This window comes from Marinagarivorans cellulosilyticus (assembly GCF_021655555.1).
GTDB classification, from domain to species: domain Bacteria; phylum Pseudomonadota; class Gammaproteobacteria; order Pseudomonadales; family Cellvibrionaceae; genus Marinagarivorans; species Marinagarivorans cellulosilyticus.
Genome location: NZ_AP023086.1, coordinates 3,837,071 through 3,852,538 on the forward strand (window position 1 = coordinate 3,837,071; position 15,468 = coordinate 3,852,538).

14 protein-coding genes are annotated in these 15,468 nt (G+C 46.4%); 4 read left to right on the forward strand and 10 right to left on the reverse strand.

What is annotated here, in order from left to right:
• Positions 1-66: 66 nt before the first annotated feature.
• Positions 67-1,263: an ROK family transcriptional regulator gene (locus tag MARGE09_RS15440; RefSeq protein WP_236983331.1), complete on the reverse strand. Its 1,197-nt coding sequence runs from the start codon at positions 1,261-1,263 to the stop codon at positions 67-69.
• A gap of 213 nt (positions 1,264-1,476) precedes the next feature.
• Here MARGE09_RS15440 and MARGE09_RS15445 point away from each other — a divergent pair, with 213 nt between their 5' ends.
• The 3 genes from MARGE09_RS15445 to MARGE09_RS15455 are packed head-to-tail and all read left to right on the forward strand — an operon-like array spanning position 1,477 to position 6,378.
• A complete protein-coding gene (locus MARGE09_RS15445; protein ID WP_236983332.1) occupies positions 1,477-2,118 on the forward strand; it encodes an RNA polymerase sigma factor in 642 nt (213 codons plus the stop codon).
• Positions 2,111-3,115, forward strand: coding sequence for a FecR family protein (locus tag MARGE09_RS15450; RefSeq protein WP_236983334.1), 1,005 nt, complete (start codon positions 2,111-2,113; stop codon positions 3,113-3,115). The genes MARGE09_RS15445 and MARGE09_RS15450 overlap by 8 nt, the downstream gene beginning before the upstream one ends.
• A gap of 59 nt (positions 3,116-3,174) precedes the next feature.
• Entirely contained in the window at positions 3,175-6,378 is a 3,204-nt protein-coding gene (locus MARGE09_RS15455) for a TonB-dependent receptor (protein WP_236983336.1), read from the forward strand.
• 12 nt (positions 6,379-6,390) lie between these two features.
• On the opposite strand, the gene MARGE09_RS15460 is transcribed toward MARGE09_RS15455, so the two are convergent.
• Together MARGE09_RS15460 and MARGE09_RS15465 are read right to left on the reverse strand one after the other, a co-directional pair.
• Positions 6,391-8,004, reverse strand: coding sequence for an AMP-binding protein (locus MARGE09_RS15460; protein ID WP_236983338.1), 1,614 nt, complete (start codon positions 8,002-8,004; stop codon positions 6,391-6,393).
• A gap of 127 nt (positions 8,005-8,131) precedes the next feature.
• The gene (locus MARGE09_RS15465) at positions 8,132-8,644 is read right to left on the reverse strand and encodes a flavodoxin (protein WP_236983340.1); all 513 of its coding nucleotides are present in this window, start codon (positions 8,642-8,644) and stop codon (positions 8,132-8,134) included.
• Between the two features lie 224 nt (positions 8,645-8,868).
• Here MARGE09_RS15465 and MARGE09_RS15470 point away from each other — a divergent pair, with 224 nt between their 5' ends.
• Positions 8,869-9,807 carry a GGDEF domain-containing protein gene (locus MARGE09_RS15470; RefSeq protein WP_236983342.1) on the forward strand — a complete coding sequence of 313 codons (939 nt, stop codon included), beginning with the start codon at positions 8,869-8,871 and terminating at the stop codon, positions 9,805-9,807.
• 23 nt (positions 9,808-9,830) lie between these two features.
• On the opposite strand, the gene MARGE09_RS15475 is transcribed toward MARGE09_RS15470, so the two are convergent.
• From MARGE09_RS15475 to MARGE09_RS15505, 7 genes are all read right to left on the reverse strand, one after another.
• Positions 9,831-10,694: a pseudouridine synthase gene (locus tag MARGE09_RS15475; protein ID WP_236983344.1), complete on the reverse strand. Its 864-nt coding sequence runs from the start codon at positions 10,692-10,694 to the stop codon at positions 9,831-9,833.
• 10 nt (positions 10,695-10,704) lie between these two features.
• The gene (gene scpB, locus MARGE09_RS15480) at positions 10,705-11,661 is read right to left on the reverse strand and encodes an SMC-Scp complex subunit ScpB (protein WP_236983348.1); all 957 of its coding nucleotides are present in this window, start codon (positions 11,659-11,661) and stop codon (positions 10,705-10,707) included.
• 52 nt (positions 11,662-11,713) lie between these two features.
• Complete coding sequence (locus MARGE09_RS15485) at positions 11,714-12,583, reverse strand: segregation and condensation protein A (protein WP_236983350.1); 870 nt, start codon at positions 12,581-12,583, stop codon at positions 11,714-11,716.
• Positions 12,584-12,727: 144 nt separating this feature from the next.
• On the reverse strand, positions 12,728-13,303 hold the full coding sequence (locus MARGE09_RS15490) for a YqiA/YcfP family alpha/beta fold hydrolase (protein WP_236983352.1): 576 nt from the start codon (positions 13,301-13,303) through the stop codon (positions 12,728-12,730).
• 42 nt (positions 13,304-13,345) lie between these two features.
• Complete coding sequence (gene cpdA, locus MARGE09_RS15495) at positions 13,346-14,179, reverse strand: 3',5'-cyclic-AMP phosphodiesterase (RefSeq protein WP_236983354.1); 834 nt, start codon at positions 14,177-14,179, stop codon at positions 13,346-13,348.
• Between the two features lie 83 nt (positions 14,180-14,262).
• Complete coding sequence (locus tag MARGE09_RS15500) at positions 14,263-14,730, reverse strand: DUF1249 domain-containing protein (protein WP_236983356.1); 468 nt, start codon at positions 14,728-14,730, stop codon at positions 14,263-14,265.
• 79 nt (positions 14,731-14,809) lie between these two features.
• Positions 14,810-15,466 carry an NUDIX domain-containing protein gene (locus MARGE09_RS15505; protein ID WP_236983358.1) on the reverse strand — a complete coding sequence of 219 codons (657 nt, stop codon included), beginning with the start codon at positions 15,464-15,466 and terminating at the stop codon, positions 14,810-14,812.
• Between the last annotated feature and the right edge of the window lie 2 nt (positions 15,467-15,468).

Sequence of the window (15,468 nt, forward strand, 5' to 3'; positions counted from 1 at the left end):
CCCTAATTACTTAATAAAGTATATTTAGTATATAGCGTTTAAAGGCGTAGACAACCCCATACTGCTTTATTTTGGCGAAAAACAGGTATCTAGCGGAACCGTTGCAGCGCCTATCGCAGACGCCTGACTCCCGAATGAACCCTTTCGAACGACCGGCATTACAAACCCTCGCTTAGAACAAGCACTCAAACTTGCGTTTAGGTCTGCAATAATTCGCTCGATCAGTACCGCATCGGCGTCTTCACAATCGATAATTATCTCTGGGACATCCACTAACGCTTGAAAACTTTGGACGGCTATCGTTAATGAAAACACACATTTTTCCAACCAAGCATCAACATCGGCTGAGTATTGCCGTAAATACGCATCAAAGTCGTCATGGCTTTCAACCATCGCGCCGAGGCTTCGTAAATAACATACCAATGAATACAGCGAACAACTATGCGTTAACAATTGTGGCTCTACTTCACTGTTTATAGCTTTAGTATATCGACCATCGACAGGCATAGGCATTAAGCCAATATCCCCAGCATTACCAGACGCCCCACTCCGGCACTCACCGTCCAATACCGCCGCACCACCTAAGCTTCGCACCATAGGCGAACCAAAGTAAAAATAGAGGAAATCATTAGCTGCAGGCTTTTCTCCGTAAATCAGCTCGGCAATAGCCCCCGCGTTGGCGTCGTTTTGCATCTGCGCAGGCAGACCAATTGCTTTAGAAAGGTTGCTCGCTAGATCGAAATCATCCCAAGCCAACCAATCCTGGTTATCGTTCGACCAACTACTGATATTGTAAGGTTGCGCCACGCCAATCCCCACCAGCCGGCTCGTAATATCACTGCTTAGTGATTCAGCCATACTGGCTATATCATCTAATACTAACGTTAATACCGCTTGGGGTGCTGGTAATATCACGCGGTGCTTTTTGCTAGCGACAACTTGGCCGACAAAGTCCATAAATATGGTTTCAATGTAGCCACGGTTAATGCTAACGCCAATACCATAGGCCCCCTCAGGCAGTAATGCGTAGAGCGTTGCGGGCTTACCCATATCGCCCTGTATCTTGCCGACATTACGAATTAAGCCTTTCTCTTCAAGCGCAGTGACAATTCCGCCTATGGCCGCCGCTGTTAAACCGGCCAGCCTAGCCAAGTTAGCTTTAGACTCGCGGTGATGTTGGCGCAGCATATGAAGCACTAACTTTTCATTGTGCCTACAATGGTTAATCGGATTACTCGCACTATTAAAAACAATTAAGGACATGATGGTATTTCATTGGCCCGGCAAGAGCCGGTTTTGGTGAATGTGGAACGCATATTAGATAAAGTACTTTACTTAGTCTAGCAGCGGCTAAACAACACCGCTCCCGGCGTAGGGCATATAGCAGCGTGGGCAGATGCTAGAATTCGCCAGCTAAACACAACCTATTCATTTATTACCGATAGATGGTGCGGTATTTGGAAGCATTAGCGTCTAATGGGAAGTGGCCAATTAGCACTGACTTTTGTTCAACGAGAGTACTTCTCGTCTTTGCGCACGGATGCGCCTTTATTATTTTTAGTAGACAGCGATTTATACATGACCGAATCCTTAACAGCGTCTAAGCCGCCGGCGAGAGCAAACGCTACGTCGAGCACACCTTGGTATAGCGACCACAGAGAAGAGTTAATGGCTTATGCCATAAAACATTTTCGTATAAGTAGTCACTGCGCTGATGACATTGTGCAAGCCGTTTACTTACGCATGCAAAACGCCGACAGCGAGATACTAAACCCTCGCCAATACGCTTACCGCATTACACACAACCTTTGCATCGACCTTAAACGCAAAGAAAAAACAATAAACTCGCTCAATGATCATGCGGCAGAGCACAGCCACAACCAGAATGACTTATGCCCCGAGCGCACCATTAGCGCTCGCCAACTTTTAACCAAGCTCAATAATGTTATTTGGAAGATGCCAGAAAAAAGGCGCAAGCTATTCACGATGCACCGTTTTCAAGAATTAAGCTTTGCGGAAATTGGGCGGCAAACAGGGTTATCGGAGTCTGCCGTGCGAAAACATGTTGCAAAAGCCTTAGCCGAATGCCATCAAGCGATGGAGAAAGACGATGTTTAATCAACTTCAGCACAAAATACGTCAACAACAAGCGCGACAGTGGTTTTTGAAACTGCAAGATGACAGCGCCGTACGCGCCGATACCTTTTACCGCTTTAACTGCTGGCTACAAAAACCGGAGAACGAAAAGGCCTACCAAAGTGTGGAACAAACATGGAACGCGCTTGGTCAGCTATCGCACACCACTGAGGGGCAGCTTTTACGGCGCCATGCCAAAGCGCAAAGCCAAAAAGGTAGCCTACTAACAACCTTGAGCACTCTTGTTCACAACCGTTTTTTACACACTAGCATAGCTGCAACCTGCTCAGTGATATGCTTTGCGCTTGTATTTGCTTTTTATATACCCTCGAAGAGCATCACACAAGAATACACAACGGCGGCCACAGAAACGCGAGAGCTCACACTTGACGACGGCAGTTTGATTACCTTAACGCCCAAAACTAACATCTTGGTAACATTCGAAAAGCACCAGCGCAGTGTAACATTGACTAACGGGCATGCTTTTTTTGATATAACCAAAGATAATTCGCGCCCTTTTACGGTAAAGCACAATAAATATACCGTTACGGTGACCGGCACAGCCTTTAGCATTAACACAAAGCGCGATGAGTTCTCTGTGATGGTTGATGAAGGTCATGTTGTAGTCGAAGATATTAAAGATAGTACAGAATCTAACCACTTAAGCGCAGGGCAAGCTATACAAGCACGCAACGGCAGCCTTGGCGAAATCAGCCAAGGCCACAGTAACCAGCTATCACTTTGGAAACGCGGAGTACTGGTCTATCGCGACGTGGCACTCGACCAGATATTGGCAGAAACTAACACCTACACTTTGCAGCAGATATTTCCTGCTACAACGCAGCTGGGGAAAACCCAAATTAGCCTATCTATAAACATCAGCCAATTAGACGAGCTACCATCGATATTAGAAGCACTGTTACCAATTAAAGCCGTTAAAGCTGAATATGGTAAAATTATGCTGGTCAGCCAACCATAAACTTCATTTAACACCGCCAACGCACCAAACTCATTGTTGGCGGAATTTAAGGTCATCCTTTGAACCACTTAAAACGCTGTGGCCAAATCCTGCTAACAAGTTTGTTATTCATTCTTTTTGATGTGGCAGCACAAGAGCAAAACACTCCATCAAGTCACACAAACATCAGCACAAGCGCCGCGAAAAAGGAAGCTAACCATAAGCTAACATTCAACATCAACATTGCCAGTCAGCAGCTAAATGATGCACTTATTATATTATCCTCGCAGACTAAAAGCTCAATTGCATTCAAACAGGGCGGCCCGCACATTCCGCTATGCCCTGCCATAGTCGGCACAATGACTATTGAAAATGCATTAGAAACCCTTCTTAAAAACAGCGATTACATTTACAAAAAAGCGGGCTCAAGCTTTATTGTAAAGCATCAAACTAAAACGCAAATAGCAGCCCCGCAAACCACCATAAAAAAAACGCCCCCAATGGAAGAAATTTTTATTCTAGGCTACCCGACGGGTGAAACATTACCAAGCCAACATAATGGCGCATACGCTTTAACTAAAAACTATATAGACCTATTCGCTATTGATAGCGCCGAAGCAATTGCCAACAAAATTCCCGGTATTGACGTTAACGCCAGCAGTTCACCCACACTATATATCCGTGGAGTAGGAATTGATGACAATACGGATTTAAGCGATCCACTGGTGAAATACTATGAAAACAGTATGTACATCCCCCGCTTAAACACGTTTGCAGGAAGCTGGCACGATGTAGAATCGATAAATGTAGCGCCTGGCCCACAAAATCAACTGTATTCAGAGGCTAGTGTGGGCGGCCACATCAATGTTCAGCATAAAAAGCCGGATACGCAAAATAGCTATAGCAAGCTAGCTTTTACCACAGGCAGCTATAACGCCCAGAAGATTAATGCCATCATCAACGCATCGATTAATCATCAAAATGCTTTTAGAGCTTCGTTAGAAGGCTATAAACGCGACAGCTATTTATCAAATATCACCGACAGCTCGACAGACATTCCCGGCAGGGCCGACAACAAGTCGCTTCGCTTGCAATATCGCATAAATAATATCAAAGGTTTTAACGCACTATTCTCCCACACCCGCTTCCACGACGACGGCACCGGCAATACAAGCATTACGCTTACGCCCTACCTACAAGGCGCTAGAACAGCCAACTTCACCCCTCGCATTCCCGACCTATACAACGCAGACTTTGACAGAGCACACTTTGTTAATGTCGACTCTACAAATAGAGTTCGCTCGAAAATTAGTCAACTTAGCGTTTCTTACAACACCGACATATTTAGCATTCAAGTAAACGCAGCACAACATACAGGCGATGCATTTAATAATACAGGCAAAAATAGAGGGCTGGAGCTGAGCGGGTACGGCGGGCAAAAAACGCAGGCCATCAATACCTTAAATCAATATGATTTTTTCAGCGATTACAAAGAACAAAGCGCACGCACTGCCGGCATTGGTTTTTCTTTGGGCCTCGACAAATGGTCTTGGAATAATTATTTCAGCATTAACAATGAAAGGCTTTTTTGGTTTTGGGGCGATAGCGACGATATGGCTAATGGGTACATCGGGGGACAATACAACACGCAATATCGATCCAATTCGCGATCACTGTATTCCGAACTAAACTACAGCCCACTCCCCGAACATACCTTAACAGCCGGCGTTAGGCAGCAGTCCAATAAAAAAGCACGCAACGGAATTGCCATCTTAACCGAGAACTCTGACCTCCCATTACTCAGGCATGGCTCGACAGGGTTTGCATGGAATTTTTCGGATTACTCAATTCGAAACCCAAACGATTTCGATGATAAAGATGAAGTGGACAGCAATGGCAACCCCATAAAAAACTTATCGCCGCAAGACTTACAGGTTGTTACCAAAAGAGAACAGTGGGAGGCCTACAGAGCAGGCATCAAAAGCTGGGGCGAAGAGGATAATGTTTTGTCCTACTATGAACAAAATGGTTATCAGGGTAATGACTTTTATATCTCATCACAAAACGGGAAAGTCGAAGACTCTGCCATAGACTGGAACCTTAGTTATACATTTGATTATAAAAACACACGAGATCTAAAACAGCAATTTTACACAGCCCTAACGACAGCCACATCTAATAGTGGCTTTAATGACAACCTATCCAATACCACTTACCCAACCTATAAAGCAGAGAAAGCACTAGCATTAACGGCCGGAATGGTGCGAAAAAGAAGAGCTTTGGGGATTAAGGTCGACCTCTTCTGGTATAAATACCAAGACAAAATAGCTATGATTAATGTAGCACCAAGTAGAGCCTTTAATGACGTTTTTACATCGACCATACAAAGCAGCAACTTAGAAACCACCAACGACTTCCGAATTAATATACCTAAAGCCCGAAGCTACGGCGCCAGCGTAGATATCGACTACGCATGGAATAACAGCTGGGGTATACGCACCAATGTACTTTACTTAAATGCCGAGTACGTCAAAGGTGAAATACAAGATTCGAGGATGGCTGCTTTTTCAGGTTTTACAAATGCGGACCCGTTACGCTTTAATACACCTCACACAAACATTACCATCCCAGATAGCGATGAAGGCACCTACACCCACAGCTATAACATTTATGACTATATTGCTGAACCGCAATATCAACAAGCTAGGCCAGGCGCGGACATGAACAATGACGGCCGCCCCAGCCACTATTATCAAACCGCATGCACTACAGGGTTTCCCAATATTAGCGGTGATGGCGAGTGCTACACCGTATTAAATCAAGCGCCAGATATCGAACAGCCCACCCGAAGCCTAAAAGGCAACAAAATGCCGCGCAGCCCTTCATGGGATTTATATACAGAAATCAATTACCAAAAAACAATGGGTATTGGCAGCATTCAGGTATCTATCGGCGCTAAATACAGAAGCGATTACTATTTAACGCCTTACAACGGCAATGGTTATGAACCCAGATCATTCGCGAACAGTAAGGCAAGCCCAGCGCGAGCAATAATTGATGAGGCGCCCTCGTTTTACGATCGAGTCCCATCCCACGTTACCATTGATGCCGCCCTACGCTGGCACACAAACGGTGCTGCGCCTTGGCAGATCAGCCTAGTAGGAAAGAATATTAGTAATAAGCGTTATTTTACAAATATTACAAATACCGCATGGACTTATTCTGTTGCACTTAACACACCCAGAACATGGGAGTGCAGCCTAAAGAAAATGTTTAACTTTTAGAGAAGCAAATAATCACTGGTCTCGCAGCTCTCGCCGCAGTATTTTGCCTACGTTACTCTTGGGCAACTCTTTACGAAATTCCACTAATTTAGGAACTTTATAGCGCGTTAAATTCTCGCGGCAATGCGCTATTACATCTTCTTCACTTAAAGATTCATCTTGGGTAACAACAAAAATTTTAACTTGCTCGCATCCATCTGAACTGGGAACACCAACTACCGCGGCCTCTAGTATCGCGGGGTGCGTCATAGCAACATCTTCGACTTCATTAGGGTAGACATTAAAACCAGATACAATAATCATATCTTTCTTACGGTCCACTATTTTAAGGTAGCCATCTGGCTGTATCAGCGCGATATCACCACTTCTAAACCACCCCTCATCGTCCAATACTTCTTTAGTGGCATCGGGCTTTCGCCAATAGCCTTGCATAACTTGTGGGCCTCGAATGCACAACTCTCCCGCTTCGCCAGCGGGCAAAGTGTCACCCTGCTCATCAATCACTTTTACCTCAGTGTCCACAAGTGGCGTACCAATAGAACCTAGCTGCACAGCAGACACCTTGTTCGTCGTTACAACCGGCGATGTCTCCGTTAAGCCATAACCTTCAGATATTTTACTTTTAGTACGCTCCTCCCACTTCCTCGCAGTTTCTGAAGTTAAAGCCATACCTCCTGCTGCTGTGACCTTTAGCTTAGAAAAATCAAGCTCGTCAAAACGCTTATGATTTAACATGGCATTGAAAAGAGTATTAATACCAACAAATACAGTCATTTTATGCGCCGATAAAGCATCAAATAATGATGGTAAATCGCGTGGATTCGGAATTAATATTGAGTGAGCACCATTCGAAAAGCCTGATAACAAATGCAAGTTCAAAGCATAAATATGATAAAGCGGTAATGGCGCACCAAAAATTTCTGACTCGTCCGAAAAAAACTCGGGGAAGTGAGTCTTGATTTGTTGGACATTAGAATACAGGTTGAACTGACTTAACATAGCGGCTTTAGCAACGCCTGTTGTGCCGCCAGTGTATTGCAAAATCATCAAGTCTTCAGGTTTCACATCCACCTGAGGCGCAGCCAAACCCTGCCCCTTTTTTATCGCATCAAGAAGTGCAACAGGTTTTGCAAAGAAGAAATCAGGCACCATCTTCTTGATATATTTAACAGCTAAATTCACTAACAAGCGCTTTGGCCATGGCATGAAATCGGCAATTTCTGTGACGATCACATGCTCGACCGGCGTCTGCTCCACCACTTGAGCAACCTCAGCGGCCACGTTAGCAAGAACAATCAATGCTTTAGCGCCGCTGTCTTTCAACTGATGACGTAGCTCGCGGGGAGTATACAAAGGGTTAACGTTAACAATTACCAAACCGGCACGCAAAGCCGCATATAAGGCAATGGGATACTGTGTAATATTTGGCATTTGCAAAGCAATTCGATCACCCGGCACAAGCTTTAGCTCGTTAGCCAAATAAGCGCTTAACGCCGCACTTTGCTCGTCGATCTGGCGATAGGTTAACGTTGTTCCTAAGCAGGTAAATGCTGGGCGATTGGGGTAGGCTTGAAATGCGTGCTCAAAAATTGCTAAGGCAGTATTGGCATTGACGGTCACAGGCATCCCTCTTTTTTTGCATTGTTATTAATGAATGGATAATTCTCGCCTGCATCAAGTTTGGCAGGCATTAGTTAACCTATCAAGGTTACATCAGTTTGCCCGCATTTGCAGTTCCCTCAAAGAAAAACGATTAGCTAAAATGAGACCTCAAGCTTTCACACCAAGCATCTAAGCGCTCATCAGTTAAGTTAGCTTGCTGGTCTTCGTCTATCGCCAAGCCTACAAAAGACACGCCATCAGCGGCCAATGCCTTAGATGCATCGAACTCATACCCCTCTATTGGCCAATGCCCTACGATATCCGCGCCACGCGCCCTTACGACATCGTGCAGCATCCCCATTGCGTCGACAAAAAAGTCACCATAACCAAACTGATCACCTAAACCATACAGTGCGACCTTCTTACCCGTGAAATCTATGGCTTCAACATCAAACCAAAACTCTTCCCAATCCGATTGTATTTGTCCAAAGTCCCACGTTGAAATACCTAAGATGAGGCAACTATAGTCCTCGAACTCGGCCTGGGTTACATCAGCGATATCATAAATATCAACATTGTCTGGACCTAAGCGCTGCGCAATACGCCCTGCAATATTTTCCGTATTGCCTTCATCACTACCAAAAAATAAACCAATCTTTGCCACTGAATTTTCCTCATTTTTGTGCGGCGCCATTTTGGCAATAATGCCACACCAATACAATGCTTAGCCTTTCGAAGGAACAAAACTGTCACTTTAATGGCGCCAATAAAGTGAAATCCCAACCAAAACCATAAAAAGCAAGGCTTTTTATGGCACGCCTTTTGATATACGCATAGTGAAGTTCAAAAAACAGTCACTTGAATACATTTAAGGCTTGGAGTGTACACATGGTCTCGCTAACGCAACCGTCAGCAGCGCAACATAACGAAAACCACAAAGACTCAAAACGAGCAATGATAAAACCCCCGCTTGCGCGCTGGCAGCTAAAGCTCAACACCTCGTTAGATGTGAGAGATGTGCTGACTACTTTTTTTAACGGCATCACTACGCAAGTGCCCTGCGCCAGCTTGCGTTATCACAACCCGGTAAAAAAAATCACCCTAGAACTCGGCGCTGCAAAGCTTCATTCGGCCAAGTATGGGCTAAAGGCGAGCGGCTACGACCTAGGAGAGATCGTCTTCACCCGCAGCGATCAGTTTTCGGAAAGTGATTTGCAGCAACTAGAGGACGGCCTAAGTGCTGTATTTTACCCACTTCGAAACGCCCTTCTCTACAAGGAGGCACTTGATAGCTCGCTGCGCGACCCCCTAACCGAATTAGCCAATCGCGCAGCCTTTGAGCTAGCGGTAAAGCGCGAATTAGGTATGGCCAAAAGGCACAACCAGTTACTAAGTATGATTGTTATAGATGTTGACCATTTCAAAGCGGTAAATGATTCTGCCGGTCACCATGCTGGCGACATGCTGTTAAAACACATTGCCCAAACACTTAAAAGCACACTGCGCGAAACGGATCAGGTATTTCGTTTTGGTGGTGAAGAATTTGTTATTTTACTTGCGAACGCCAACCTTAAAGCCGCCGAGCTGGTTGCTGAGCGTGCCCGCGATGCGGTAGAAAAATCGGCCATCAATACTAATAAAAACGCTATAGGCGCCACAGTAAGCATGGGAATCAGCGCATTTAGCGCAGAGGATGGAAGAGATAGTCTATTTGAACGCGCCGACGAAGCGCTTTATCTGGCCAAAAGCACAGGAAGAAACTGCATTAGAACCGAATGGGATCTATTAAATACCAGCATCACCACAAACAGCAAAGCCGGTATTTAATTCGTAAGCAAAGGGACCAACAGCTATTTGTAACGCGGCTTATTACCTCCGCGTCGCCCAGCGCTTTTAAGCTTACGCTCGTTACGCTCTCGTGCTTGAGCTGTTTTAGGTTGAAATTTACGCTTTCTGGGCGCATCTAAGCCGGCAGTCTTGTACAAGTCTGATAATTCTTTATCGTTTAGCTCAACCCATTGCCCGCTACGAACGTAAGAGGGAATAAAAATATTACCGTAACGTACCCGTTTTAAACGACTGACTTTTAAATCCTGAGACTCCCACAACCGCCTAACTTCACGATTGCGCCCCTCCATTACCGTACAATAGAACCAGCGGTTAGTGCCATTGGCATGCTCATTGTTTTTGCTTTCCTGAACGTCGGTAAATTTGGCTTCCCCGTCCTCTAACAACACGCCATCGGTCAGCGCTTTTTTAACCTCGGGAGTCACAAGCCCATGAACACGTACAAGATACTCCCGATCGATACTTGAGGACGGGTGCATCAGCTTATTGGCGAGCTCACCATCATTCGTAAATAGCAATAAACCACTGGTGTTTATATCCAAGCGCCCCACCGAAATCCACCGCCCGGTTATTAAACGGGGTAACTTATCAAAAACGGTATTACGACCATCGGGGTCTTGGCGACTGCAAATTTCACCCTCAGGCTTATTGTAAAGCAGCACTCGCGTTTCTTTGTCAGCCATTGCAGGCACGGTATAAGAGCGCCCTTGATAGATAATACGATCACCCGGAGCTACACGCACTCCTAGCGTTGCACGCTGGCCATTTAATGTTACTTGGCCGGCGCTAACAGCGCGCTCGATTGCGCGCCGGGAGTCAAAGCCAGCCGATGCCAGCACTTTTTGGAGCTTCTCGTTAACACTCATAGTGTGTGAGTTAAACCTCTGTATTCTTAGGGGGCTCGGTGCTATCAGCAGCACTGAGAATGGTATTGTCTTCATCTTCCGATAAAGCACTATTGTCGTCTGCATTGTCGTCTGCCGCATTTTCAACGGCATCAGCATTGTCGCCTTCAACTGCAGGGTGAACAATGTCGCCCAGCAAGTCGATCTCCGGCTCGCTTTCGAGTGCCGGCGAGCCGTCTAGCGACGCATCAATTACAGGCTCTTGATTTACATCATCTTGCGCTTTGGCGATTTCAGCGCTTGTATCATCCGTATTAGATGGCTCAGATTCAACGCTTTCGCTTACACCACCATCAAGTTCAAGCTTTTCGCTTAAGCTATCAATGTCTTGCAGCTCACCTAAAGACGGCAGCTCATCCAAGCTTTTCAAACCAAAATAATCGAGAAACTGGCGCGTTGTGGCATAAAGGGCCGGCCGACCGGGAACATCCCTATGACCAACAACCTTGACCCAATCGCGCTCGAGCAAAGTTTTTATAATGTGGCTACTCACGGCTACGCCGCGAACATCCTCAATATCACCACGCGTCAGGGGTTGACGGTAGGCGACTAAGGCAATCGTCTCTAACAGAGCGCGCGAGTATTTTTGCGGCCGCTCATCCCATAACCGATTAACCCACGGCGCCAAGTCGTCACAAACCTCAAAGCGCCAACCACTCGCAACTTGCTTCAATACAAAGCCACGATCATGTTGACTGTCGCGAATAGACTCAAGTGTTGACGTTAGCAAGCTTTTACTGGGGCGCTTATCTTCATCAAAAAGTGTGAGTAATTTATCCAGCGACACCGCTTCACCACTCGCTAAAATGGCGCCTTCCAACACCCGCGACAAAAAGCGCTGATCGTATTGGAAGTCACCTTCTTGCGCTACCGGCAAGGCTTCAACACGTGATTCCTCGACTAATTCTGACGGTGTGGTCTCTGACATAATACTTACTCTTACAACTCTTTACTTTGTAGCAAACACGGCGCTGACTAAGTTATTCAGAACGCGCCTTAACATGAATAGAACCAAAAGCTTCCGTTTGCACCAGCTCTATTAATGACTCTTTAACCAATTCCAATATCGCCAAAAACGTAACAACAACGCCCAAACGCCCCTCCTCACAATGGAAAAGCTGGATAAACGGCATAAACTGTTTACCCGACAACTGGTCCAGCACTTGCGTCATTCGTTCGCGTGTTGATAATTTTTCGCGCTCGACTTGGTGACTTTCAAACATGTCCGCACGGCGTAAAACCTCGCCCAAAGCAAAGAGGATCTCTTTCATGTCAACATCCGGGTCTGCGCGGGTTTGCGTACGATCCGGCGCCATGGCACGCGCGACATGAATATCGCGATGCATCCTAGGCATCTCATCAATATCTTCCGCTGCTTGCTTAAAGCGTTCGTATTCTTGTAGGCGACGAATTAACGTAGCTCTTGGGTCCTCTTCGTCTTCGCCATCTTCCGATGGTGGTCGGGGCAACAACATGCGCGACTTAATCTCCGCCAGCATAGCGGCCATTACCAAATACTCGGCCGCCAACTCGAACTGCATCGCCTCCATCATTTCCACATAAGCAACATACTGCTTAGTTATGGCCGATACATCAATCTCAAGAATGTCGATGTTTTGACGGCGAATAAGGTACAAGAGTAAGTCTAACGGGCCTTCAAAAGATTCCAGTATCACCTCTAAGGCGTCCGGCGGAATATACAGATCTTTAGGAAGCTCGGTGTAAGCTTGCCCATTAACCAATGCAAACGGCATTTCGGCTTGAGCAGGAGATTGGCTCTTAGGGTCTTGTTCAACAACGTCAGCAGCTTTAGCTGACTCTGCCGGGGCAGTTACTTCTGTACTGGTCACACATGCTCCTAGACTGCAGAGGCAAAATCCTAACGTAAACGCGCCGGGACGAAAAGCTGGCGATTATATCGCCCCAAGACCATTAATTACTACCGATTCCTGCCTGCCTGCTCACAAGCCCAGTAAAACAAGAGCCAAGCCTGACTAGGTTTTCGAGAAAAAATCCATTATCGCGGGCAAATGCGCTTCGTAACCATCAAAACTATGGGACCCACCCTCTTCGAGCAGGATGTTAGATGCTTGATATCGTTTCAGCGCCATCCGGTAATCCAGCGTTTCATCACCACTTTGCAGCATGACCCAATAAGCTTCCGGATTAGTATGCTGCACAAAATCGCACTCGGCTAAAACCGAGAGATCTTTCTCCCGCAGCGTATAAGTGTCTTCAGAGTAGTAGCTTTTTAGCGGCTGCCCAACAAAATGCTGAAAACGCGTATGCGGTGCAACAGCTGGATTCACCAAAACCGCCTTACCGCCAAACTGCTCAACACACCATGCAGCCCAAAAGCCACCCAAAGAGCTGCCAATAACATATGGAGGTTCGTCGATGCTTTGGTAAAACTCCGTCAAAGCTTGACTCGCCGCCTGCGGATAAGACGATAGCTGCGGACAATAGTATTGCCAGCTAGGATAATGCGACGCCACCCATTGCTTAGTCACGCGCGCTTTAGTCGATTCTGGCGAGCTTAAAAAGCCATGTAAATACAAGATGGACGGCATAGAAAGCTCGATATCAAGAAGAGAAGAGTACGGCTAAGAAGCCTAGTAACCACCTGAGCTGAGATCCACAACGTAGCAGAAGCCCTCAACCCTATTCACATAAGTGTTAATTCTGCCATTATCGTGCAACTCAAAAACACGGTAACCGGGCATGCTAGTATCTACCGCAAAATCGTCATTTCTAGGCTTAAACTGAACACACGTCGAAGGCGTGGCAAATAGCTCTAGCTCACCTCTGCGCATATAAAAGTCTTGGTGGACATGCCCCCAAACAACGCCTTTCACATTCGGGTGTTGATCGATAATGTTAAAAAAACGATCGGAGTTAGCGACCTTATACTGGTCGATCCAAGCAGAGCCAACCGGTACCGGCTGATGGTGCATCATGATTAAAGTAGGAGAATCGCCGCGTATAGATAGCAGCTTTTCCAACCGGTGAATCTCTGATTCGGGCAGCTCCCCGCGCTCCTCAAAAGGCACGCGAGAACTGAGCAATATAATGCGCCAATCACCAATACCCACAATCTGGCTTAGCGGCTGCGGAACACCCTTGACGCGCATACCCTCAGGGTCATCATGATTACCATCAAGCCACGCAAGCGGCATTCCAGGCAGATATTCACGTACAATATTGACAAAACGCTGATAAGACGGTCTTTTGCCATCATTAGAAATATCGCCAGTAGCAACAATCAAATCAAATGGTTGGCTAGCGTCCTGCTTTTCATTGACGGCAGTTAGCACATCACGAAGGCTCTGCTCGGTATTAATACCCAGCAGCGTTTCGTCGCTATCACTACCTAAGTGGCTATCGGTTATTTGTAGCACCCGCAATGGGCGTTCAGGAAGTCGGGCCACATTTGCACCAAAGTCCATGACTTGATTCACCTAATATAACTTTATTACAACAGCTCTAGTTTGCCCGAGTACTTGCAGTAAATCGATGCTACCCATCAGAATTATGGGAGAGGATTCACAAATCCTTCAGGGGAAATACCGAGTTTGCGACAATGTACTAACCACTCGCCCAAAAAGCGATTTAATGCGAGCTTTTCATCGCGTTGGTACATTTTTCGATTGGGGTAACTATACACAGGATGCCAGTGTCGATGGTTATCCCACGCGACAACTTCAGCCATTTCAACGTCATGATATAAGCGAATCAGCATCCTGGGACGGGTAACATAGTCTGACTGAGCAGACGACTGGGTAATTTCCAGGGTCGTGGTATAGGGGGCTAAATCTACCCGAGACACTAAAACCGAGACACTGCGCTCGGAAGGCAACTCAAACGACCAGCGCTCCGCTGACTGGCGACAATCCGGTATTAAACTCATGCACAAATGGTAGTTTAATTCACACTGGCTGTGATGACGCTTTAGGTTAACAATGTAATCACACAGCTCAGATCGATTAAAGGCGACCACTATGTAACCCCTCGATCAAGCCATACTGGCGCTGTGCTTTGTTTTGCTCCATCCCCATAAGCGTAATCCGCAGATTTGTTTAGCAATTAGGCGCAACTCCCGAGCGCAACTGCTGACGATTCATGGCAAGCCACTGCAATGCAAGCAAAGTAGCCGCGTTGTTCATCCTACTGTTTAGCATAGCATCCAAGACCTCCTGCGCGTCAAAGACACTCAGCAGAATGTCTTCGTTTTCGCTCTCAAGCCCATGAACACCGCCCGAATGGCTTAAATCACACTCTGCACAATACAAATGAATTTTCTCATTGCAGGCACCAGGGGTAGAATAATACGCCGTGATCTTATGCAATTTATGCGGCACCACATCAGCTTCTTCTTTGATCTCTCTAACAATTAAGTCATCGGGGCTTTCGCCAGGCTCGATCATCCCAGCCACAACCTCCAAGCACCACGGGCCATACTCTGAATCAACAGCTCCTGCCCGAAATTGCTCAATAAGCGCAATAAGGTCGTTTTTCGGGTCATATAAAACGGCAGCGGCAGCTTCGGTTTTAGTAAACACTTCCCGCTCTATCTCCCCGCTCCAGCCACCTTTAAAAAGGCGGTGACGAAAGCGGTGGACAGAAAGCTCAAAAAAGCCGCGAAAAGACACTTTACTGCTCAATAGTTTTACATCGGCACGCCCAAACTGTGCCGATGTAAAACTTGTGCCGTTAACTCCCGAGGGCTTTGCCATGG